General features: G+C 37.0%; 23 protein-coding genes. 19 read left to right on the plus strand and 4 right to left on the minus strand.

The window, feature by feature from the left end; translation table 11 throughout:
* Positions 1-198: 198 nt before the first annotated feature.
* Positions 199-747 (minus strand): beta-class carbonic anhydrase, encoded by a 549-nt coding sequence (locus ACLIBH_RS12815; protein WP_439317107.1) that lies wholly within the window; start codon positions 745-747, stop codon positions 199-201.
* 422 nt (positions 748-1,169) lie between these two features.
* Between ACLIBH_RS12815 and ACLIBH_RS12820 the strand changes: the two genes are divergently transcribed.
* From ACLIBH_RS12820 to sigI, 3 genes are all read left to right on the plus strand, one after another.
* Positions 1,170-2,000, plus strand: coding sequence for a S1C family serine protease (locus ACLIBH_RS12820; protein ID WP_439317108.1), 831 nt, complete (start codon positions 1,170-1,172; stop codon positions 1,998-2,000).
* 26 nt (positions 2,001-2,026) lie between these two features.
* Positions 2,027-2,737: a DUF2071 domain-containing protein gene (locus ACLIBH_RS12825; protein WP_439317109.1), complete on the plus strand. Its 711-nt coding sequence runs from the start codon at positions 2,027-2,029 to the stop codon at positions 2,735-2,737.
* Positions 2,738-2,944: 207 nt separating this feature from the next.
* Positions 2,945-3,763 (plus strand): RNA polymerase sigma-I factor, encoded by an 819-nt coding sequence (sigI, locus tag ACLIBH_RS12830; RefSeq protein WP_439317110.1) that lies wholly within the window; start codon positions 2,945-2,947, stop codon positions 3,761-3,763.
* 71 nt (positions 3,764-3,834) lie between these two features.
* Here the strand turns inward: sigI and ACLIBH_RS12835 are convergent, their stop codons facing one another.
* The gene (locus tag ACLIBH_RS12835) at positions 3,835-4,074 is read right to left on the minus strand and encodes a YhdB family protein (protein WP_439317111.1); all 240 of its coding nucleotides are present in this window, start codon (positions 4,072-4,074) and stop codon (positions 3,835-3,837) included.
* A 194-nt stretch (positions 4,075-4,268) separates the two neighbouring features.
* Here ACLIBH_RS12835 and ACLIBH_RS12840 point away from each other — a divergent pair, with 194 nt between their 5' ends.
* The gene (locus tag ACLIBH_RS12840; RefSeq protein ID WP_439317112.1) at positions 4,269-4,874 is read left to right on the plus strand and encodes a YhcN/YlaJ family sporulation lipoprotein; all 606 of its coding nucleotides are present in this window, start codon (positions 4,269-4,271) and stop codon (positions 4,872-4,874) included.
* Positions 4,875-4,983: 109 nt separating this feature from the next.
* Positions 4,984-6,351 (plus strand): dipeptidase, encoded by a 1,368-nt coding sequence (locus tag ACLIBH_RS12845; RefSeq protein WP_439317113.1) that lies wholly within the window; start codon positions 4,984-4,986, stop codon positions 6,349-6,351.
* A 359-nt stretch (positions 6,352-6,710) separates the two neighbouring features.
* Here the strand turns inward: ACLIBH_RS12845 and ACLIBH_RS12850 are convergent, their stop codons facing one another.
* Positions 6,711-7,694, minus strand: a complete 984-nt coding sequence (locus ACLIBH_RS12850; RefSeq protein WP_439317114.1) for a 2-hydroxyacid dehydrogenase — start codon at positions 7,692-7,694, stop codon at positions 6,711-6,713.
* A gap of 598 nt (positions 7,695-8,292) precedes the next feature.
* Between ACLIBH_RS12850 and ACLIBH_RS12855 the strand changes: the two genes are divergently transcribed.
* From ACLIBH_RS12855 to ACLIBH_RS12910, 12 genes are all read left to right on the plus strand, one after another.
* Positions 8,293-9,573, plus strand: a complete 1,281-nt coding sequence (locus ACLIBH_RS12855; RefSeq protein ID WP_439317115.1) for a peptidase — start codon at positions 8,293-8,295, stop codon at positions 9,571-9,573.
* Positions 9,574-9,729: 156 nt separating this feature from the next.
* On the plus strand, positions 9,730-10,776 hold the full coding sequence (locus ACLIBH_RS12860) for a DctP family TRAP transporter solute-binding subunit (protein ID WP_439317116.1): 1,047 nt from the start codon (positions 9,730-9,732) through the stop codon (positions 10,774-10,776).
* A gap of 256 nt (positions 10,777-11,032) precedes the next feature.
* Positions 11,033-11,533, plus strand: a complete 501-nt coding sequence (locus ACLIBH_RS12865; protein WP_439317117.1) for a TRAP transporter small permease — start codon at positions 11,033-11,035, stop codon at positions 11,531-11,533.
* Positions 11,530-12,813 (plus strand): TRAP transporter large permease, encoded by a 1,284-nt coding sequence (locus tag ACLIBH_RS12870; RefSeq protein ID WP_439317118.1) that lies wholly within the window; start codon positions 11,530-11,532, stop codon positions 12,811-12,813. Before ACLIBH_RS12865 ends, ACLIBH_RS12870 begins: the two co-directional genes overlap by 4 nt.
* Before the next feature lie 40 nt (positions 12,814-12,853).
* The gene (locus ACLIBH_RS12875; protein WP_439317119.1) at positions 12,854-13,528 is read left to right on the plus strand and encodes a GntR family transcriptional regulator; all 675 of its coding nucleotides are present in this window, start codon (positions 12,854-12,856) and stop codon (positions 13,526-13,528) included.
* Positions 13,529-14,333: 805 nt separating this feature from the next.
* Positions 14,334-15,089: a (S)-benzoin forming benzil reductase gene (locus tag ACLIBH_RS12880; protein ID WP_439317120.1), complete on the plus strand. Its 756-nt coding sequence runs from the start codon at positions 14,334-14,336 to the stop codon at positions 15,087-15,089.
* 252 nt (positions 15,090-15,341) lie between these two features.
* Complete coding sequence (gene map, locus ACLIBH_RS12885) at positions 15,342-16,097, plus strand: type I methionyl aminopeptidase (RefSeq protein WP_439317121.1); 756 nt, start codon at positions 15,342-15,344, stop codon at positions 16,095-16,097.
* A 48-nt stretch (positions 16,098-16,145) separates the two neighbouring features.
* Positions 16,146-16,874, plus strand: a complete 729-nt coding sequence (locus ACLIBH_RS12890; RefSeq protein ID WP_439317122.1) for an AzlC family ABC transporter permease — start codon at positions 16,146-16,148, stop codon at positions 16,872-16,874.
* A complete protein-coding gene (locus tag ACLIBH_RS12895) occupies positions 16,871-17,164 on the plus strand; it encodes an AzlD domain-containing protein (RefSeq protein ID WP_439317123.1) in 294 nt (97 codons plus the stop codon). The genes ACLIBH_RS12890 and ACLIBH_RS12895 overlap by 4 nt, the downstream gene beginning before the upstream one ends.
* A gap of 165 nt (positions 17,165-17,329) precedes the next feature.
* Entirely contained in the window at positions 17,330-18,541 is a 1,212-nt protein-coding gene (locus ACLIBH_RS12900) for an MFS transporter (RefSeq protein WP_439317124.1), read from the plus strand.
* Positions 18,542-18,893: 352 nt separating this feature from the next.
* Positions 18,894-19,127 carry an IDEAL domain-containing protein gene (locus ACLIBH_RS12905; protein WP_439317125.1) on the plus strand — a complete coding sequence of 78 codons (234 nt, stop codon included), beginning with the start codon at positions 18,894-18,896 and terminating at the stop codon, positions 19,125-19,127.
* A gap of 95 nt (positions 19,128-19,222) precedes the next feature.
* The gene (locus ACLIBH_RS12910; RefSeq protein WP_439317126.1) at positions 19,223-20,479 is read left to right on the plus strand and encodes an MFS transporter; all 1,257 of its coding nucleotides are present in this window, start codon (positions 19,223-19,225) and stop codon (positions 20,477-20,479) included.
* Between the two features lie 141 nt (positions 20,480-20,620).
* On the opposite strand, the gene ACLIBH_RS12915 is transcribed toward ACLIBH_RS12910, so the two are convergent.
* A complete protein-coding gene (locus ACLIBH_RS12915) occupies positions 20,621-21,538 on the minus strand; it encodes a zinc dependent phospholipase C family protein (RefSeq protein ID WP_439317127.1) in 918 nt (305 codons plus the stop codon).
* Between the two features lie 568 nt (positions 21,539-22,106).
* Between ACLIBH_RS12915 and fumC the strand changes: the two genes are divergently transcribed.
* Together fumC and ACLIBH_RS12925 are read left to right on the plus strand one after the other, a co-directional pair.
* Complete coding sequence (fumC, locus tag ACLIBH_RS12920; protein WP_439317128.1) at positions 22,107-23,492, plus strand: class II fumarate hydratase; 1,386 nt, start codon at positions 22,107-22,109, stop codon at positions 23,490-23,492.
* 198 nt (positions 23,493-23,690) lie between these two features.
* Positions 23,691-23,891: a small, acid-soluble spore protein, alpha/beta type gene (locus tag ACLIBH_RS12925; RefSeq protein ID WP_439317129.1), complete on the plus strand. Its 201-nt coding sequence runs from the start codon at positions 23,691-23,693 to the stop codon at positions 23,889-23,891.
* The last annotated feature ends 402 nt before the right edge of the window (positions 23,892-24,293 follow it).

Here is a 24,293-nt window from a genome sequence, read left to right on the forward strand (position 1 = left end):
GGTACAAAAAGACTTTATTGGATCATTTTTCACAAGAGTTTTTAAAGGCATCTTACCTCAACTCTTTGTTCAAAATTGAAAGATTTAAAACGCTAAAAAAGCAGTTAAACGTTACCATAAATAAACGTTTAACTGCTTAATATAAAAAAACTTTAATGGAAATTAACTATAATGAATGAACAAAAACATTTGTAGGTACTAATCTGAAACAACATCGACTTTTCCTGTACTAGGGTCGATTACGAGTCCATGTACTTTTACATGCTTCGGAAGTAATGGATGATTGCGAATGATTTGAACACTTTGACGTATGGATTGTTCAACGGTGTCAAATCCATGGAATTCTTCATGAAGATTAATACCTCCATGCTGTAATGTATCTAACGTTTCCTGCTTAACACCTTTTTCCGTCATCGTCTCTAATAAATGATCTGTATCTACATGTGACATGCCACAATCATGATGACCAATAACCGTCACTTCTTCTGCTTGTAACTCATATATGGCGACTAATATGCTTTTCATAATACTATCAAATGGTTTACGAATAATCGCTCCAGCATTTTTAACCATTTTGACATCGCCATTTTGAATGTTTAAAGCCTTTGGCAATAACTCAACGAGACGGGATTCCATGCAAGTGAAAACTACCATCCTTTTATTTGGAATACTATCTGTTTCGTATTTTTCGTATTTTTTATTAGCTACAAATTGTTCGTTGTATTTTAGCATTTTTTCCAAATACATCTTATTCCTCCTGTGTGAATTTATTCGATATAAAAAATATAGCAGAAAACGAGTGTAAATAGAAATGATCTCCTCTGCCTTTAAACTTAGAAATGCTCTCCTCATGCTATACTCTCAGTTCAAAAGCAATATTTAATTACGTTGAGAAGGTGTAAAATGTTTATGGGTTCAGTACACATAGGGACTTTTACGTAGCTTACTTTATTTAGTGAAGTACTTCCTTCTTTTCATATTTAATACGCGGATTAGCCAATAGAAATAAAGCGAATATATGACATTGAAGGTAGCCGCAGCGCTTTTTGAGACGCGCATTAATCTTACGTTGCGTTGAAAGGGTATGTGTTAGTACGTGTTGTTCGTGATAAGATATAAATACCTAATAAATTTAGTATTTATATTTTGTGTGGGGGTCGCGCTAGCCAATGAATAATAAGGAAGAAAATAAGGAAAATATAATAGATGAAGATTTATATGAAACGTTTGATGAAGAAGAGTTGTATGCACTTGTAGAGGAAGCACGCAAAGAAGCATTAGCAAGAGAGAAGCAAAAAGAAAATGAACCGAAGCCAACGCGAAAAATTCCGAAATGGACATTTTGGCTCATAGCATGTGCACTTATATTTAATATTGTCGCATTATTACCACAAACGTTCTCCATTCCAGCGATTGATTTCCTTATGACTTCTGCTAAATTGTCTGCACAGGAGGACATTCAAACATATAAAAAAGCGGTCGTTGTTATTGAAGCCGATGACAGTAAAGGAACAGGCTTTTCTATTTCTGAAAAAGGTTTAATTATTACGAACAACCATGTTGTAGAAGGGGAGGAAACAGTAACTGTTGCTTTTCCAGAAAATGGCTTATTTACTGGCGAAGTGATCGAAACATATCCAGAAATAGATTTAGCGGTTGTAAAAACAGAAGGGGAAACATTGCCATATTTACAATTAAGTGACGATCCTTCCTTTGACCAAGGAGATGCCATTTATTTTATCGGAAATCCGCTAAAGTTTCAGGGGATTGCAAATGAAGGAACAATTATCGGTCCGACGATGTTGCGCAATTGGAATAAAGAGGTTTATATGCTCGATGCTCCTGTGTACCGTGGAAATAGTGGCAGTCCAGTAATAAATCAGTCGGAAGAAGTAATCGGAGTTGTATTTGCGACAAAAGAAGATCATTTACACGGGCGTGTAGGTCTATTCGTACCGATAAACTATTTACAGGAGTTGGAATTGAAGCATACACAATAGTATGCTCATTTAAAGGAGTTGCAAGGATGCGAAAAGGCGATAAGTGGTGGGTTGGTCAACAAAATTGGGAGGATGTTTTGTTCATTCACATACCTATATCATCCCGACAATTACGTCCATTTGTTCCCTATCCATTTGAAGTGGAAGCATTTAATGGGTGTACATGGGTAACGATTGTTTCCTTTAAAGCAACGAGCAGTAGAGCTCGGTATATATCACGTTTATTGTCTTATCCTACATTTATGCAAATAAACGTGCGGACGTATGTCCGATTCGCAGACGTTCCTGGTGTTTATTTCTTTTCCGTACATGTAAGTCATCAATGTGTTGCATTTCTTGGCAAACGCGCTTCATTGCCTTATCAATTCACACAAATAAACGCTAACAGTTTGTTACGTGGAAAAAAACGATACGAGCTAAAAATGAACGAAACAAAAGATAAAAGCACGTTTATGAATTACACTCCAATGCCCGATCAAGTTGATGCATCACCGGATTCCTTAGCATATTTTTTAACGGAAAGGTACTATATTTGGATTCGTAACGGAAACAAAATTATGAAAGCCCCTGTGTCCCATTCACCGTGGAATTTGCAAGCTGTTAATGTAGAGCTGGATAGCAATTTACTCGAGAAATTATTGCCGTGTTCCTTATCTAAAAAAAATATACAGTTTCATTATTGCCCTTTTAAACACGCCAAGCTCTATCTTTATGAAAAGGTTGCACGATATGTATAATCATTTAAACTCTGTATACCGTTAAAATAGTACCCAACACATTGAACTGTGCACTTTTATTGTTGCAAATAGATGTCTAAATAGCAAAAAAGTAATCAAGTTTTAAACAAATTGTAACCGCACTGAGGTAGCAGCCAGTCCATCGTTCCGATAAAATAATTCATAATACAACAAATTCCATCATTTAATAAAGCTGGTGAATGCAATTTGGTTACAATTTTATGCAATATGCAAGAAAAGCACGAAAACAAGCATACAAATAGGAAAGTTATCGTAAGTCATCTAGACGAAACGTACGATGTAAGCGATTGTTCTACGATGTCAATGGAAGAGGCGTTATATTTCGTGCAACGTGGAAATGAACAGTTGCAAAATTATTTATTACTAAAATATGAGCCGTTCATTGCAAAATGCGTTTCCGAAGTATGCAAACGGTACATAGACCCGAAAAAAGACGATGAATATAGCGTCGGCTTGTTTGGCTTTTATGAAGCAATGCTGAAGTACTGTCCAGCAAAAGGGGCTTCTTTTTTCTCGTTCGCAAATGTAGTAATAAAAAGAAAGGTCATCGATTACATTCGATACGTTCGTAAAACGCCATACATGTATTCCATTAATGATATACATGGAGAAGAAAACTGCATACAGCATAGCGAGTGGTTGGCAGCTAAAGAAAAGTTTGAAAATGACAACGATCTCTGGAGTTTACAGGAAGAAATTAAACAATTTCAAGAAAGCCTTGCTTGTTATCGAATAGGTATAAAAGAATTAGAAGAAATATCTCCAAAGCATCAAGATGCACGGTTGTCAGCAGTCCGAGTGGCAAATATATTATATAAAGAAGCCCATTTAAATCACTATGTACGCTCAAAGAAAAAATTACCAATTAAATCATTACTTGGTAAAGTGACGGTAAGTAAAAAAACACTTGAAAGACAACGCAAATTTATTATAGCTGTTTTTATAGTACTTTGTGGAGATTACTTATATTTAAAGGATTACATTAAAGATATTGCAGGAATGTAAGCAGTCTCATTTCGTTTCAAGTAAAGAACTGTTGAGTGAGCAATGAGTGATCTCACTCAACAGCACACACATTAAACCTCAATAACAAATGTTGCTGGAGCATGCTTCATTGCATGATCGACATAGCATAATAGTGCTTCATGTGAGTTGATAACGCGTTGCTGATCGGTAGCAAAATGGTAGGCATTTAAAAACGTTTGTATTTTTTTAGATAACAAATCATCCTCTGTTCGTACCATGAGAACGAGTAAATCATCCCATTGTCCCCAAAGTGTATAGTACAATGCTTTATCATAATCTGGAACGTCCATTATGAGTTATCCTCCTTCAATTTAAGTTCATAGGAGACACGTTAATATATGTCATTCATTATTAGCGTCCCCACTCTTATTTTATTTTTTCTTTTACAATTATGGTCCTAATTCCAAAATAAGGTTTATTCGGTTATCGAATAAAACTGTTCCTTCGATACATACTAAAATCAAACGTGTAAGGAGGATAATGCATGAAATTAAAATTAGCAAGCATCATTTTAGCTGTTTTTGCGACGTTAATCGCATGTCAAGCAAATACAGATGATAAAAGCATGGAAGAAGGCCGGATGGATAACGACAATACGTTTGAACGAACAGGTTATAAGGACGAAATGGATCGTGAAAAACGAATGGGCGATATGAATAGAAATTTAAATGGTGATAATAACGGTGCGAATAATACGTATGATGTAGCAGAAAAAGCAGCTGAAAAAATTACGAGCCAAATTGCTGAGATTGACCAAGCATACGTGTTAACTACAGAAAATAACGCATATGTTGCTGCTGTTTTAGATAATGCCAATCATCGAGATAACAATAATACGAATAACGCGAACGAAAACGGCTTAATGGATCGTGGAAAAGGCGAGGAATTAACAGATGATGTAAAAAATGAAATTAAATCAATCGTACAATCCGTAGATAACTCCATCGACAATGTTTATGTAACAACAAATCCGGACTTCGCTGACTTGACGAACAATTATATTACCGATATGGATGAAGGAAGACCTGTTGAAGGGATTTTTGATCAAATTGGAAATGCGATTGAAAGGGTTTTTCCACAAAACGAATAATAAATGAATCGTAACACGAGTATCGTTGCATCGTTACTCGTGTTTTTTTACGGGGAAAGAAAATTATATGGTAAAATAAAGAAAACAATAGTACTTCAAGGAGGAAAAGATGCCACAAGATGTCCTTGCTTATATTCGACATAATCGGAATGAGCTGCTGGCGCGGTTAAACGAATTTTTGTCGATACCAAGTATTAGTACAGACTCAGCATATAAAAATCACGTAAATGAAGCCGCTAATTTTGTTGCCAATTATCTAACGGAAATTGGATTTGAAACGGTAGAACAAATTAAAACTAAAGGTCATCCCCTTGTTTATGCTTCCTATAATCAAGCCGGCGCAGATGCCCCGACAGTGCTGCTATATGGTCATTATGATGTACAGCCAGTTGATCCGCTTGATCAATGGGAGAGCGAACCGTTTAAACCGGAGATTCGCAATGATCGTCTCTATGCCCGCGGAGCGAGTGATGATAAAGGGCAAGTATTTATGAATTTGGCTGTTTTTGAAGCGTACATGAAAGTGAATGGCAAGCTGCCTGTAAATGTGAAGGTGTGTATAGAAGGAGAGGAAGAAATAGGTAGCGAGAACTTGTATGCCGTATTGGAAACTAAAAAAGAACAGTTTCAGGCCGATTTCGCTGTTATTTCAGACTCAGGCATGGTAGATACAAACCAGCCAACAATCCTTTATGGCTTAAAAGGATTTACAGGGATAGAAGTACGGGTTAGTGGGCCGAGCCATGATTTGCATTCCGGCTTGTATGGGGGAGCTGTTCGAAATCCTTTGATGGCACTTTCCCACATCGTAGCCTCAATGAAAAATATAGATGAGGTTGTGACGGTTGATGGCTTTTATGATGACGTAGCACCGTTGACGAATGAAGAACGCGAATTAATGAGAGCCGTTCAAGGTGAGGATTATGTTGCTTCCACAGGGGCGAATACAGTAGTCAGTGAAATCGGTTATACAGCTAAGGAGCATACGATGGCTCGCCCTACATTAGAAATAAACGGAATGTATGGCGGCTATCAAGGTGAAGGTACTAAAACAATAATCCCTGCAACCGCAACAGCAAAAATAACGTGTCGACTCGTTCCAGGTCAAGATCCAGAGCACATCCAACAGTTGTTAGAGGAGCATATAAACAAAGTAGCACCAACTGGCGTTACGGTAGAAGTAATAAAAGAAAAATTGTCTGCTAAAGCATACAAGGTAGAACCAACTCATCCTCTAATTACGAAAGCTGCCAAAAGCTATACGAAAGCATTTGGGAAAAATACAGTTTATGTTCGGATGGGCGGTTCTATTCCGGTTGTTGAATGGATAGACGCGATCTATAAAATTCCAATTGTTTTGCTTGGTTTTGGCACCCCAGATGATCGGCTGCACAGTCCAAATGAAAGCTTTCCTTTAACGAGCTTTGATAAAGGAATGGAAACACTTATTTATTATTGGAATGAAGTAACAAATTAAAGATAGCCGGAAAATAGTGTAGAAGAATAAATTTTCTAACATATCCGTTCATGGAATATACGCGCTTTCCGCGCGCGAATGGTGAGACTCCACTTGCTTTTTACTCTGGAATCTCACCGATTTCTTTCTTCCCGCTGAGGTCTTGCATCTTCCATTCGCTCGTATTGGAGAGCCTTCCTCGTTTTCTGCACATAAATCCGAAATCCAATTCAATAAAAATGAAAAAGAAGCTGAGGGTAAACTCTTTTTCATAAAAATCAATCGATAAAAGCAATCGATGAAAAAAATGGTTTTGATTATCGTCTTATGATAATCGAAACCATTTTTATTTACGTTGTCGTGTCTAGGTGCATATTCGTTTAATTATGATCGTCGTAATAAGCTTCACGATTAATAATATTTGGAGGACATTTTCCGAGTAATCCCATTTCTAGGTTTTTAGCAGCAAGCATTGACATTGCAAGTTCATTTTCTCTCGTTGCGGCACCAATGTGAGGGAGCGCTATAACGTTGTCTAGTTTTAATAAAGGATTGTCCGGATTTACTGGCTCTTTTTCAAATACATCTAACCCAGCAGCCAAAATTTCATTGTTTATTAAAGCTTGGTATAAAGCCTTTTCATCTACATTTTTCCCACGCGATCCATTAATAAAAATAGCGGATTGCTTCATTCGCTTAAATTCATTTTCTCCAATCATTCGTTCTGTTTCAGGAGTAGAAGGAACCATAAGACAAACAAAATCAGACTGCTCTAGCAGTTCATTCAGTGAACAGTATGTTGCATTGTATACTTTTTCTACGTGTTCCTTACGTGAACGGTTATGATATAAAACATTCATATCAAATCCAAAATGACTTCTTTTGGCGATTGCTTCTCCAATACTTCCCATTCCGATAATGCCGATGGTTTTATTATGTACGTCCGTTCCAAAATGCTCGAGTTGTAGGTATTCCTTCCAATTACCGTTTTTTACAAATGTATTTAGTTCAGGAATTCGTCGCGCCGTTGCTAGCATAATTCCAAATACAGCATCTGCTACCGTATTAGTTAGGACGCCCGGTGTATTTGTTGCCATTATGTTTCGCTTCGTCATTGCATTAATATCAAGATTATCGTAGCCAACAGAAACATTAGATACAATTTCTAAATTTGGTGCATAATTAAGTAATTCTTCTGTCACCTTTAGTTCTAAACCGATAATTCCACTAGCTTCTTTTAAAGCCTTCAAAAATTCTGGATCATTTATGTATTCATAGTTTTCAAAATAAGTTACTTCGTACTTTTTTTTCAGCTGTTCTCGAACTGATTTTGATACCCGAGTATAAGCAATTACTTTCTTCAATTTGATTAGCTCCTTTCATCTTAAGCCTATTAAAAATGACATTTATTTTTTTATTTGTCAATGGCTTTACAAGTAACGGTACCACTCTTTTTCACTAAATTAATGCATTCAAGCAATAGCATATTTAAACCGATAAACATTTTCTAGTTCCCTTTCCCCCCTCGTACATTTCGCTTAGGCGGTACTATACCGCATATTGTTTCTAAATGTTTCTATAGCAATAATCGGGTATGTTATACCCGTTACTTTGCACTACAGGCGGACGCTTTTCGCGGGCATGGTTTTTTTAAAAGCAAGTTGTACCTTAATAATCTAATGTTTATATTTTTCTCTTGACATAGTACTGCAGGTCTATCTGAGGCAATCCTACCAATGCATGCCATTTAACTGAATATTTTAAGAACCAAAAAATTATTGACTTTTATAAATTCATATTATAACATGAAACGTAGCTAATGTAGACAGTCGACATTCAAATCGTTGGAAATCGACAACACAGTTTTAATCGTATGCAACAGGGAATTCAATAGCGAGCTTTATGCAAATTAGAATACGCTTACAAAATGCAAGGATTCATTTATTGGAGAGGAGAACACATATGGACTTACAACAAAAAATACATAGTAAAATTGCGGAAAGACGCGATGAATATATTGATTTTTTAAAGCAAATTGTGAAAGAGCCAAGTACAACGGGAAATGAATTAGGAGCACAAACATTAATGGCTGACCGCTTGAAACAAAGTGGATTAGATGTTGATGTGTGGATACCAGATTATGATGAGCTCGTAAAGAGCAAGTTTTTTAATCCTCTACGTGATAATTACGAAGGTAGCCCGAATGTTGTAGGCGTGCTTAAAGGGGCGAGCAATGAAGGGCGTTCAGTCATATTAAACGGGCATATCGATGTTGTCCCATCTGGTGAAGAATCAAAGTGGACACATCACCCATATTCAGGAGAAGTAGTAGATGGCAAGCTATATGGTCGAGGAACAACCGATATGAAAGGTGGAAATATATCGACTCTTATCGCTTTAGAAACGGTGATGGCGCTCGGTATTGAATTAAAAGGCGATGTCATCTATGAAAGCGTTATCGAAGAAGAGACCGGTGGGGCTGGTACGTTGGCAGCTATACAAAGAGGGTATAAAGCGGACGTAGCTATTATACCTGAACCAAGTGAAATGCGTATTTTCCCAAAGCAGCAAGGTTCACTTTGGTTTGAAATCGAAGTTACCGGTTTGTCCGCCCATGGTGGTACAAGGTATGAAGGGGTAAGCGCATTAGAAAAAGGTTGGATCGTTTTTAACGAGATTATGAAATTGGAAGAAAAGCGCAATGCGCCTTTAAGAAATGATCCACTTTACAAAGATAACCCAATACCAATTCCAATTAATATCGGGCAATTTAATGGAGGCTATTTTCCTTCATCTGTAGCAGAAAAAGCAAAAATTCAAGGTCGTTACGGTGTAGCTCCAGGAGAAACGATTGAAGAAGCGAAAGAACAATTTGTAAATATGCTTGAAAATTTGAAAACAATTGATGATTGGTTTGAAAAGCATCCGGCAACTGTTAAATGGGGAGGGATTCACTTGCCACCAGGAGGCTGTGAGCTTGATCACCCAATGCTCGAAATATTAAAAGAGAAGTATGCAGATGTAGAGAAGAAAGAAGCCGTTTTGGCAGGTTCTACATGGGGGACAGATGGCGGTCTATTAACGCAAGCAGGCGGCATTCCGTCGATCGTTTTTGGGCCTGGAACAACGAGCATGGCACACTTTACGGATGAGTATGTAGAATTGGACAAGCTGTTTAAAACTGCTGAAATAATCGCGCTAGCAATTATCGAGTGGTGTGAAATTAATTCAATCAAAAAATAAAGATGCATTCATCTTTATTAATAAATTAAGGGTTTCGAATAGGTGTGAATTGTATATAACGTTTTCTGTCTAGAAATTGACAGCCTTTTACAACAGCTAAGCGTACTATATTCATCACGCTAATCGAAATACTAAAAGATTAAAGGGGAGAATTAAATGAGAAAATTATTGTTAATTAGTAGCTTCATACTTATGTTGATGTTTATCGGTGCTTGTTCATCCGATGATTCTGCTGGATCAACAGATGGTAGCTCAGATTCAGAAGGTTCTGATGCTGCTGGATCTGGAGAATACACAATTGGGTTAACGTATACAACACCTGAATCAGGTTCTACACACTTAGGGATGGAGAAGTTCAAGGAATTGGTTGAAGCAGGCTCTGACGGACAAATTGAAGTGGAATTATATCCGAGTGGTCAATTATATGCATCGGAACGTGAAGCAATAGAGGCTGTACAATCAGGAAATATTGAAATGACAGTTACAGCATCTGCTCCAGTAGCAGGATTTGACAAACGTTTTATGGCACTGGATCTTCCGTTTATTTTCCCAGATCATGAAACTGCATATGAAGCATTAGATGGGGAGTTAGGTCAAACGTTGCTAGATGGTCTACCAGAAATCGGCTTAGTTGGCCTTGCATATGGTGAGACAGGGATGCGCCAATTTTCCAATAGCAAGCGTCCGATTGAATCACCAGAAGATATGAAAGGCTTGAAAATACGAGTGATGGAAAACGAAGTACACATTGACACACTGAGCGCTTACGGCGCAGATGCTTCTCCGTTTGCTTTCGGTGAATTGTACAGTGCATTGCAGCAAAACATTTACGATGGTATGGAAAACCCACTCAACTTAATCGATCAAATGAAGTTTTATGAGGTACAAGATTATTTAACAATTTCCAACCATTCGTACACTGCAACTGTCGGATTTATGAATGCGGACTTTTACGACGCTTTACCTGATGACTTACAGCAATTGCTAAAGGATTCTGCATCTGAAGCAATGGACTATCAAAGAGGAATAGCGAGACAGCAGGACGAAGAAGGTATGGAAGTGATTAAGGAAAATATGGAAATCAATGAACTATCGCCTGAGCAAAAGAAAATGTTTATCGAAGCAGCTGATGAAATTTTCAAAAAGTACGAGTCAGAGATCGGTTCAGATTTAATGGAGCTTGCACGCTCATATAGTAAATAAAATGTGTTGCTTTCAATTTACGTAAATAAATCCCTTCGTGTATAGCTTTTATAATAATGAACGGATAATGATCATTTAGAAGGTTTGATGGGCATACGTTCATCAAACCTGTTTTTCTTTAACGCCTTTAATATACAATAGATGTTCGATATGAATTTTAAGTGCATTCGTTGCGTTTACGTAAAAGCAATATGAATGAATTTCTAAAAAGGTATTTACAAGTTTTTTTAAAAACTGAAATGGGGAGCTCGAAAGTATGAACCTGAAATTAATACTAGATAAAAAGGTAGAAGAGTTTATCATCGTAATTACGATGATTGTAATGGTTCTATTAATGTTTGTTCAATCTACATCCCGTTATTTGCTTGGTAATTCATTAAGTTGGGGATCTGAGCTTGCTCAATATCTCCATGTTTGGCAAATTTGGATTGGGGCAAGCTTGGCTGTTCGTATGCAATCCCATATTCGTGTTGATGTCTTCATCAAATTATTTCCACCAAAAGTACAGCGTTTTCTTAATTTGATCGCATTATTATGCTGGTTTGTGTTTGCTGCCTTTTTAGCATTTGAAGGGAGTAAATATGTATCCGATGTATTATCGAGTGGTCAAACGAGTCCATCGTTACATGTTCCAATGTGGATCCCCTACTTAGCTATACCGATTGGCGGATTTTTAATGGTCGTCCGCTTGATTCAACAAATGTATTTATTGTTTACGAAGCAAAATGAGCCGGCGGAATTGGAGGGAGAAAAATGACAGTAGCCTTGTTATTTGGTGTGTTTTTCATTTTAATGATCCTTGGTGTGCCGATCGCGTTGTCATTAGGTTTATCCTCGTTAGTGACAATGGCATTTGCAACAAATTCGTCGCCAAATGTAATTATACAGAAAGCATTCACATCGTTGGATAGCTTTCCATTAATGGCTATTCCGTTTTTTATTCTTGCAGGTGTACTGATGAGCAGTGGCGGAATTTCAAAGCGTTTACTAAACCTTGCTAGCGTATTAATTGGCTTTATCACTGGCGGATTAGCCATGGTTACCGTATTGGCAAGTATGTTTTTCGCAGCGATTTCGGGGTCTGGACCTGCTACAGTAGCTGCTATTGGTTCGTTTATGATCCCCTCCATGAGAGCGCAAAATTATAGCAGCGGATTTGCGGCGGCTATTACAGCTTCGGCAGGCTCTATTGGTGTGTTAATCCCTCCGAGTATACCGCTCGTTATGTACGGTGTAGTTGGGACGGTTTCCATTGGATCGATGTTTCTCGCTGGTATTTTGCCAGGAATTATTATGGGATTGTGTTTAATGATTGTGTCGTTTGTAATTGCCAAGAAAAATAAATATGTTGGTACTGGAAAGGTTCCAACAATTAAAGATGTATTAAAAGCAATAAATGAAGCAAAGCTTGCTTTATTAATACCTGTTATAATTTTGGGTGGTATTTATGCAGGTATCTTCTCGCCAACAGAGTCAGCAGCAGTTGCAGCTGTTTATGCATTAATTATAGGTGTATTTGTTTATAAAGAATTGTCTTGGAAAGATGTATATGAAAGTTTTTCTTCTGCCGCATTAACGAATGCAGCAACGGTTATTATAATCGGTTTTTCTATTTCGTTTGCATACTTAATGACGAGAGAACGGATTCCAGTTCTTATTGCCGATTTTATTGTCGGGATAACAGATAGCCCAATCGTAATTTTGCTTATAATTAATTTATTTCTTTTAATTGTAGGTATGTTTATTGATACAATATCAGCAATCGTTATATTGACCCCCATTTTGTTGCCAGTAGTTACGAGTATTGGAATGGATCCAATTCACTTTGGGATTATTCTTGTAATGAATTTAGCAATCGGTTTTGTAACACCACCGCTTGGCGTAAATTTATTCGTCGCAACAACGGTTGGGAAGGTATCGTTTGAAGCGATCGTTAAAGCAATGGTACCTATTTTGATTATGATGATTATATCATTACTGATTGTAACGTATTTCCCGCCACTATCTACGTGGATACCAAATAAGCTGTCACCATAGTAAAATTAATACTAAAACGAATTATTGGAGGTTTTAGTACGTGGAAGATGACCGTTCTATTATGAAAAAGTCTTTAAGTACATTAATTGCCGAACGATTAAAGGAAAATATTTGGGATAGAAAACTACAGCTAGGTGAACGTCTTGTTGAAAGTGAACAAGCTGAAAGGTTTGATGTAAGTCGGAGCACAATCCGCGAAGCTCTAAAACTATTGGAGCACAAAGGACTTGTAGTAAATAAAGCGCGCAGGGGGACTTATGTTTCACAATTTTCAAGAGAAGATTTACAAGAAATTATTGATTTACGAATATTAATTGAGACGAAAGCATTCATCAATGCATTAACACACTTAGATGAAAGTCACTTTCAACACTTAAGTGAAATTGTTGCAGCGATGAAAGAAAAGGCAGAAGAAAAGGAATGGAATGCTTTATTCGATCTTGATATGAAGTTTCATAGCTACGTCGTTAACTTATGCCGAAACTCCCGAATGATTAAAATTTACAATTCTACACAAACACAGACTCGGGCTTACTTAGGGTATATTGATAAATATTACTCGAATCATCATGCTTTTTATAAAGAGCATGTCGATTTGTTGGAAACGTTAATGCAAAAAGATACAGTCGCATTACAGACCGTACTACGCAGACACATAGAATACGCTGATAACACATTAATTATAGCTACAAAAGAAGAAGATCTAAAAGAATAATGAAACGAGCAGGTACATTGAGATGGTGACCTGCTCGTTTTTGTGATTGTACAATATATGACGTTGTGAAGAAAAACCACATTACGTTTTGGTAGGGAAATGTGAAGGGAATTCACAAATGTCCTTTTAACCTCATAATAGAAAACAAGTGAACTTCCCTGTAGAATAAAAGTCGTCGAAAACCATATTCCTCTCTTTAAGCTGACTGGAACGAAAGTCGATGAACTCCTGCGGAAATAGCACACGTACGAAGATCACTGTAGCAACTCGGATAGAGGATCTACAGAGGCTAAGGCAGTAACCGAGGAAAGCTGTCGGCTGTAGTGCACGTCAGCGACATCAGAGCGCAAGCTTTCATGTTTTTGTTCTACTTCATTAGTAGGTATTCCTCGACTTAAAATACATCACCACCTTTATTTGCAAAGAACCGTTTTTGTCATTTTATTGGCTCTATATGAGCTGAAGCTTACAATATGAGTAAACTGTTTGTGGGGGAACAGATGCACGAATCTAACTAGATAATATGTGATCAATTTTACTTCGAACGATATACACATGAATAACACCGTTGATTTTCACTGCAGGTGGATGCTTTCCGTGCCCACGGAAAGCGTAGTGTATATCTACTGCGGTCGGTAGGAATCAATACTAAAATTAACGAATACAAAGAGAGGTTTTTTAACTTCTTAAAATAACACCCACAAATACGTGATTCAATCAAGCTTACAATGGTAAATGAGAAATGTATGGGAATTTGGTAAAATGAGGAAGAGCTTATATACAGTAAAATTTGGGAGGCGAGTAAATGAAATTGGCAATTATAACCGGAGGATCAAAAGGATTAGGGGAAGCAATTGCTAAGCAATTTTTAAATGAAAATACAGACGTTATTAGTATTTCTCGAACGCTAAATGAAAAATTAAGTGCACTGGCGGAGCAAAAGCAAGTTAATTTTATTCATTATGCCTCTGATTTAGGTGACATGAAGGAGTTGAAAACAGTTGTTTCGCATTTGGAAGGGCATCTTTCTCGATCTGAGCTTGAAACAATATACGTAATTAATAATGCGGCGGCACTTGAGCCTATCCAGCCTGCATCAAAAATTAATGTCGATGATCTAGCTTACCACGTCCACGTAAATACAATTGCACCAATGGCGATCATGAACGCCTTATTAAATCAATGCTCACGTGAAAACAAATCGGTTGTAGGGGTGAATATAACGTCTGGAGCAGCTAATCGTGCAGTTTTTGGTTGGAGTGCCTACTGCAGTACGAAGGCAAGCTTAGACCGATATACAACAACGGTTGCACTTGAACAAGAAGAAATGCAGACAGGTAATAAAATTATAGCATTTGACCCAAGTATTATGGATACCGATATGCAGAAGAAGATTCGTTCGACGAGTGAAGATGCCTTTATTGATGTTCGCGCCTTTCAAGCATATAAAACAAACAATATGCTGCAAGATGTGGAAGTTGTTGCCGGTAAACTATATCAGATTATTGCGGATAAAGCACGTATTGAAAACGGTAAAATCTATCGAGTAAACGAATTGTAAAATCGATACTGAATACTTAATAGGTGCGAGGCCTAAAGCGGATAGATAATCGCTGCAAATATGTTGCCTTTCAAACTTTAAAAATATCCACATACAAATACGTGAGTCAATTTATAAATATTTGAGGCTTCTCTTTTTGAATTCAATTATGATACACTTTATAATGGGTGTTTTACCGCCTGATTTAACAGCATTGTTTTTGTAATGAAGGCGATGAATGTCTAGTATACGGAAGCGAAAGGAAGAATAAATTTGATTACGCGAAAAAGCAAACGTGAAATAGAACAGATGCAAAAAGCAGGTAAATTACTTGTACAATGTCATAAAGAAATTGCAAAAATGATAAAACCAGGTATTACGACGATGGAGATTGATGCGTTTGTTGAGCAGTTTCTAGCAAAACATGGCGCAACTCCCGAGCAAAAAGGATTTAGTGGGTATCCGTATGCTACATGTGCATCCATTAACGACGAAATATGCCACGGATTTCCTCGTAACGAAAGATTAAAAGATGGAGATATCGCAACAATCGATATGGTAGTGAATTTAAATGGAGGATTAGCGGATTCAGCTTGGTCGTATGCGGTTGGCGCATTGGATGACAAAGGGAAACGTTTGTTAGACGTGACGAAAAAAGCACTTTATAAAGGGATTGAACAGGCAGAGGTTGGCAAGCGTATCGGTGATATCGGCCACGCCATCCAGACGTATGCAGAGGGGGAAGGCTTTTCAGTTGTTAGAGATTTTACAGGGCATGGAATAGGCCCTACAATCCATGAACCTCCACACATTCCTCACTTCGGTTTGCCTAACAAAGGACCACGTCTAAAAGAAGGAATGGTCATTACGATTGAACCGATGATTAATGAAGGAAGCTGGAAAAGCAAAATGGATTCAAACAACTGGACAGCTCGAACGATTGACAAAGGGCGATCGGCACAATTCGAACATACATTAGCAATTACAAAAGATGGTCCGCTAATTTTAACGGATCAGGATGAAGCATAGAGAAAAGTTCCGTTCGAATGGTAATACAGAACAGGGGATGAATGAAAAATGAGCATGAATGAAAGCACTGAAATAAAGCCATCATCTGCACATATGCTTCGAAAGGGCTTCACAGTCGGTTTTCCGATCATGCTCGGTTATATACCCATAGCAATAACGTACGGTGTGTTGGCGAAGCAAGCGGGATTAACAATTACAGAGCTAACAATGATGAGTGTCCTCGTTTTTGCAGGTGCGAGTCAATTTATGGCTGCTAATATGATTGCAGTTGGTGCGGGTGCTGTAGAAATTATTGTAGCAACCTTCGTATTAAACTTTCGCCATTTTGTTATGAGCTTATCTTTTATGAACCGGGTTCGAGGATTTTTTAATTTAAGATGGCGCTTCGGCTTATCGCTTGGGTTAACCGATGAAACATTTGCGGTATCATCCCTTCACCCGGATGAGGCAAAGCAAGAAAAGGGTGCTTTTTTTTATTTTGGTATCCTATTAACTGCTTATTTTGCTTGGGTGTTCGGGTCATTTTTAGGGGGAATACTCGGGGAGGTTATTCCTGAAAAGTTAAGTCAAAGTATGGGTGTTGCTTTATATGCGATGTTTATCGGATTACTAATCCCATCTGTGAAGCTGGAGTTGAAAGTTGGTTTGATAGCAGTCATTGCTATGCTTATTAATGTTATTTGCAGTCAGTTTATGAGTGATGGCTGGGCAATAGTACTTGGTACGGTACTTGGTGGTTTAAGTGGCGTGTTTTTACTAAGGGAGGAATCTGCATGATCATTCTTATTATAATTGGTATGTGCCTGGTGACGATGATTCCTCGCTTTATTCCAGCATTTATTGTAGATAAACTGATGTTTCGAGAATGGATAAATAAATGGTTGCAAGCGATTCCGTATGCGGCACTTGGTGCACTTATCTTTCCAGGTATACTGACCGTTAATGAAGCAAAACCGCATGTTGGATTAATTGGTGGTATTGTTGCAATAGTTCTTGCCTACCTCGGTTTAAATATTATACTCGTTGTAATCGGAGCGATTGCTGCTGTGTTTCTTTTAACAATTTAATAAACAATAGAATAATTGAGGACTAATTTAGCTAGCGCTTCTACAAAAAAGTAGAAGAGCTGGTTTTTTTGTGTCTTTTTGGACTTCGTATTAATTGAATACGTATAAAGTTTTCCAGCCGGTGAATATTAAATGCATGTACATAATAGAAGGATGGGAAATAGAATGGGGTCACCGGAAAAAAATGAAGAAAAACTAAGTAAACGCTGGGCAATTATTTCACTTGCATCTGTACCGTTAATCATGACTTTAGGTAATTCCATGTTAATTCCTATCTTGCCAGAGATGGAAAAAGAACTCGATATTTCTAAGCTACAAACAAGCTATATTATTACTGTCTATTCCGTTGTAGCCATTATTTTCATTCCATTTGCTGGGTATCTCTCCGACCGATTTGGGCGTAAGAAAATAATGATACCAGCACTTATACTAACAGGTATAGGCGGAATTGTTGCCGGCTTCGCAGCATGGAAGCTGGAAAACCCTTATCTATTTATATTGATTGGAAGAATATTGCAAGGAATAGGTGCTTCCGGTGCTATGCCGATTGTGCTTCCATTAGTCGGTGATATGTTTCGAGATAATGAAGAAGCAAGTGCCACATTAGGGATAATAGAAACGTCCAACACGGTTGGTAAAGTGTTAAGTCCAATTCTTGGGGCATTGCTAGCGGGTGTAATTTGGTACCTTCCCTTTTTTTCAATACCACTATTTAGTACGATTTCTCTTTTATTAATTATTTTTCTTATTAAAAAGGATGAAGAACGAGAATCAAACACAATTAGTCTGAAGGAATATCGTCATTTAATTCGAGATGTTTTCAAAGAACATTTAAAATGGCTAATCGCTGTATTTATAATCGGTGCTATTTTAATGTTTATATTGTTCGGTTTTTTGTTTTATTTGTCTAGTATTTTAGAGGATGAATTTTCTTATAAAGGGGTTATTAAAGGGTTGCTGTTGGCAATACCGCTTTTAGCCTTATCTATTGCTTCCTATGTTTCAGGTAAAAAAATAAAGGATAATTTAGTCGTTATGAAGTGGGTAACTTTTATAGGCATTGTTATTGCCGGGATAGCCGTTGCCCTTATTCCTTTTATGAAATATCCGGTATATTTATTATCTATCTTTTTTATATGTGGTGTTGGCATTGGTATAGCGTTACCTAGCCTTGATGCATTAATAACGAAAAGCTTAAAGCAAACGGTCAGAGGATCGATTACCTCCATTTACAGTGCAATGCGATTTATTGGTGTTGCTGGAGGGCCGCCAGCGATCGCTGTATTAATGAAATACAATATTAGCTGGATGGTAAGCTTGCTCACTATATTTGCATTAGGGGCGGGAGTCTTAGCTTTTAGAAATATCGACCCATGAGAAAACTCCGCCTAAAATGGGTGTGGGAGAACAGATGAACGAATTATTGCAATTTACTTTATTTAGTAAGATGTTCTTCCTTTTTTTAAGTTTATTCCTCCGTTTAGCGAAAGGAATATACGTTATTTTAGTGAGAAAAGTAATAGCCGTAACTCCTCTACTTGAGCATTGGCAATAGAAATTGAAGGATAAGTAAAGGTAACCGTAGCATATTATTATTATTATTATTAAAACGTTTTTTCAAGATTGTAAATATCCACCATGAAATAGGTAACGCAACGATTAAAATTTTTTCTTGCAATTTTTCTAAAAATTGAGCATAATAGAGAAAAGGAACAAGGGGGCATGTTCCATGGAAAAGCAAAAAGTATCTTATCGCTATCATCGATATGAAGGTAAACAAATCGCTGCCAGAAGAGAAATACCCTATGAAATAAGACTTTCATCACGCTTGATCCTTGACGAGTTATGTTTTAAGTACAATAAAGAAATGTTAGAAACAGAGATTAATGCTGCAATCGATAAAGGCAGTGTTGATGCTTTTCAGAAATTGAGCAAATCGTACTCCCAATATATTTGGGAATAGCGAATATAGATCTTACAATAGCCTTACCAGTCAATGTGGTAAGGCTATTCCTATGAGTAAATTCATATATTTAACTTTTGAAAGGTTGGTGTTTAATGAAAAAGAAAAAGGTTTTCGGTTGGATAATGTACGATTTTGGAAACTCAGCATTTGCTACAACGATAATGGCGGCTGTTTTGCCGATCTATTATTACGATGTCGCTGCTAAAGGAATTGATAGTAACCTTGCTGCGAGCTATTGGGGGTATTCACAATCAATAGCTGTACTCATCGTTGCTTTATTAGCGCCTATTCTCGGTGCGATTAGTGATTTTTCTTCAGCCAAAAAGAAATTTCTTCGTTTTTTTGCCTATATGGGGATGATTGCAAGTGTTTTATTAGCCTTTGTCGGTGAAGGTGATTATTTATTTGCTTCAGTGCTGCTTATTTTAGGAACAATTGGCTTTTCTGGTGGAAATGTATTTTATGATGCGTTTTTACCTGAGATAACGGATGAACGATCAATAGATAAAGTATCGGCTGCTGGTTTTGCTTGGGGATATATTGGTGGAGGTATACTGCTTGCTATCAATTTATTGATGATATTAAAGCACGAATGGTTTGGCATTTCCAACGCAACGTTGGCAAGTCAATTAGCCTTTGCATCGGTAGGTGTTTGGTGGTTCATCTTTTCATTGCCGCTTTTTAAACATATTCAAGACGAAAAGAAGATTATAGCGAAAAGAAATCAATCGTATGTTGCTATTGGATTTGGCAGGGTTGCAAATACATTTCGGGAAATTAAGCAATACAAGCAATTATTACTATTTTTATTTGCGTTTTGGATGTATAACGATGGGATTTCTACAATTATTAAAATGGCTACAATTTATGGACGCGACATAAATATTGATGCGAATTCCTTAATTATTGCGCTATTAGTAACGCAATTTGTCGGCATTCCGTGTACATTTTTCTTTGGATGGCTAGCAAGCAAAATTTCTGCAAAAAAAGCGCTTCTGTTTTCTTTATATGTGTACCTTGGTATTGTTATTCTCGGCTATTTTATGTCTTCTGCACTTCATTTTTATTTATTAGCGATTTTAGTCGGGTTCGTTCAAGGTGGAGCACAGTCATTAAGTAGATCCATTTATGGAAGAATGGTACCGAAAAATAAACAAGCTGAGTTTTTTGGATTTTATGGAATTTCATCAAAATTTGCGGCTATCTTTGGACCGTTTTTATTTGCCTTAGTCGGTCAGTTAACAGGTTCCAGTCGATTAGGCATAATTTCCCTCGTCATTTTCTTTATCGGAGGGATTGCATTATTAAAATTCGTTAATATCGAAAAAGGAATGAAAGAGGCACAATGAATAAATAGTAACCATAACCATTAAAAAAAGGGCGCTTTGCTTCTTAATTTATGAAGAAGCAAAGTGCCCATTTTTTGGTTTCAAATAATGGCTTTTCGGAATTATCTGTGTAATTTTAAATGAAAAGTACGTATATGTGTCTCAAACGATCGGATCACAGTATTTGTTTTCAAGGGCATTCCTTAGTGGCAACCCCGTGTCATACGAAATATTTCCGATTATTTCTGTAATTCGTTTCCGAGAAGCTGGCTCAGACTTTTCCCAGTAAGTTAGTACGTGGTTCATTAATTCGATGCCTTCTACTTTTGCTTCTTTATATAAATCAACAAAGCTTTTAGTTGAAGGTTCCTTCGTAGCAGAATGATACCACGTATCGTGAGCTAAATTTAAATAATCTAACTCATTTTTAATTGGCTGGTGAGAAAATGGCGATACAATTGTACCGAGCAGTTTGTTTTTCCAGCCGTATGGATCGGCTAATATTTTAAGCGCCAATTTCATATCTCGATATGATTTGTGTATATAGTTTTCCTTTTGTTGATATACTTCTGGATAATGATTATTTATCGTAGTATGCAGTAAATGAACGATGTTTTTATCAAGGGACCTTCCGGCATTAATCTCTTTAAAGACAGGAATTTTCCATGTATGTAAATGATGATATTTTCCCATGAAAATCGTGTCAATTATTACTTCTAATCGTTGGTGATTATTTCCGTTATATCCCGCAAAGTAATGAACGTAAGGATGTGTATGGCGATCAAGTATGTGGTGAGTAGCAAATCCAAATACATATGCTTGTACGTTATTGTTCATGTTCTTTGCTTGATCAATAAGATTAATTAAAAAATCACCGCACTGTTCGGTATGGAGCTTTGTTCCAATTGTCTGTACGATTCCTTTTTGCTTCCAAGGCCAGAAATTATAATAAAAAAAAGGATCAGGACCTTGTGCGCCCAATTTCAAATACGGCTCTTGCTGTGGAACTTTCGGGTACATAGATTGAATTGAATCGATGACATCTTCACAAAATTGTATATGTGTCCATATATTTGGCATTTATACAACTCCCTTATCACTATGATGAATACGAATAATTTCTCTTTCGTTTTAAAATTTAGATAATCTGCTCTTTTACATATGTTCTAACATTGTATTATAAATGGAAATCGAGTAGAAAACACGTACAATTTTGTGTCATTCTTTAAATTGTGTACCGAATAACGCATGAGTGCAATGTTTGAGGAGGGATTATATGACAATTTGTTGTAATTTCCTTTATTTAAGGAAATGGGTACCCTTCTTTCATGCGTATTACTCGTCTTATCGAGTGAAACATACAAGACTTTAGTGTGAAAAGGAAGGCCCGAAAATTCATTAAAAAGGTTGAAAAATTACTTGAATGAGTTGATGCATTGCGCACAGAAAGCGAAGCAGCTGTCAACGGCGAAAGCTGCAGCCGTTAAGTAAAAAATAGACTAATCTACACAAAAATACGTTTATCAAATTTTAAATACCGACCCACAAATACGTTACTCCATCCCGAATAACCATTGCATTATAATAAATGACCAATATTTGATACAATAGTATTAGTTTTAATTTTTACATAGGGAGGAAATAGAAGATGGATTATCGGATTGAAAAAGATACATTAGGTGAGGTTAAAGTTCCTGCCGATAAATATTGGGGTGCACAAACACAACGAAGTAAACAAAACTTTCCTATAGGGAACGAAAAAATGCCTACTGAAATTATTAAGGCGTTTGCCATCCTAAAAAAGAGTACAGCAAAAGCGAATAGCGATTTAGGTCTGATGGAAGAAAAAAAGGCAGAAGCAATAGGCTATGCTGCAGATCAAGTTCTATCAGGGAAACTAAACGATCATTTCCCATTGGTAGTTTGGCAAACAGGAAGCGGAACACAATCTAACATGAATGTGAATGAAGTGCTCGCATTTGTAGGTAATAAATGGTTGGAGGAACAAGGGAGCGACTTAAAACTTCATCCAAATGACGATGTTAATAAGTCACAAAGCTCTAATGATACGTATCCAACAGCGTTACATGTTGCGTCCGTATTAAAAATGGAGGATACTGTATTACCAGCAGTTCGCACATTGAAAGACTCCATTAAGAAAAAAGTGGACGCGTTTCAAGACGTTGTCAAAATTGGACGTACACATCTTCAAGACGCTACACCGATTACATTAGGACAAGAAATGAGCGGCTGGCATCGCATGCTTGAAAAAGCGGAGATGATGATTGCTGAAAGTGCAAATCATTTAAAAGAGCTTGCAATTGGTGGTACTGCTGTAGGTACAGGACTAAATGCACACCCAGAGTTTTCCGAGCGAGTTTGCAAAGAAATTAGTGAGCATACTGGGAAAAATTTCGTATCGGCTCCGAATAAGTTTCATTCATTAACGAGCTATGACGAAGCTGTCTATGCACACGGTGCTCTAAAAGCTTTGGCAGCTGATTTAATGAAAATTGCGAACGATATTCGTTGGTTAGCGAGTGGCCCGCGCTCGGGAATTGGTGAAATTACGATCCCAGCAAATGAACCTGGAAGTTCGATTATGCCAGGTAAAGTAAACCCTACGCAAAGCGAAGCAATTACGATGGTTGTAACACAAGTTATGGGGAATGATGCAACAATTGGTTTTGCCGCGAGCCAAGGGAACTTTGAATTGAATGTGTTTAAGCCAGTTATCGCGTATAACTTATTGCAGTCTTGTCAATTGCTTGCAGACAGTATGATATCGTTTAATGATCGTTGTGTTATAGGGATTGAGCCTAATTATGAAAAAATAGATAGATTTTTAAAGGACTCTTTAATGCTTGTTACAGCACTTAACCCACATATTGGCTATGAAAACGCAGCTAAAATTGCCAAAAAAGCCTTTGATGACAATTCAACTTTAAAAGAAGCTGCACTTGAGCTCAATCTTTTAACGGAAGAGGAATTCGACAAATATGTCGTTCCAGAGGAAATGACCCATCCGCTATAATATTTTATAATAGGGTTCAGCACGATCTTATTGTTTATTACTCGTTTAAATACAATAAAAGGATTGAATAGTCACAAGGTGACCGAATCGTTTCACCTCCGTAACCAACATTATCCATTTATGAACAATTTACCAGTTATTTTGCTTCATAAGATGTTTATATTCGGTGAACAATAGTTGGTACAGGAGGTGAAAGAAATGGCGTACAATAATTCCAACCAATTAGTAGTCCCTGGTGCTCAACAAGCATTAGACCAAATGAAATATGAAATTGCCCAGGAATTTGGTGTTCAGCTCGGGCCAGATTCTACTGCTAGATCGAACGGATCTGTCGGTGGCGAAATTACAAAGCGATTGGTACAAACCGCTCAACAGCAGTTTAGCGGAACTCAATCTTAATAAAGATGGTATAAAAAGGTGCAATCCTTTTTAATAGAGGGAATTTATTCCCTCTATTTTTATTGCAATGGACAGCCTAATGTCCTTTTTAAACGAGCACATTGGCGACACATTCTTACGTTTTATGTTTTAAAGCAAAATGTAACTGATTTGAATTGTTCAATTGGATTACAAGCTAAATTATACATTTGTTATCATTTACCATAATTACAAAAACATACATAAAAAATTATTCGATTTGTTCAATTAACATTCAAAGCGGCAGTCCTATTTAAAAAACATAATTCAGGAAAAAGTAGAACTTAAAAAGGAATATCTTACAAATAAAAATTGAATCTTCGGTTACTCCAGCTTCTCATAGGATAAAAATAAATTTATTTCGATTTTATAAAAGGTATACAT

Source organism: Virgibacillus sp. W0430, from assembly GCF_051846935.1.
Lineage (GTDB): Bacteria > Bacillota > Bacilli > Bacillales > Amphibacillaceae > JBPYCR01.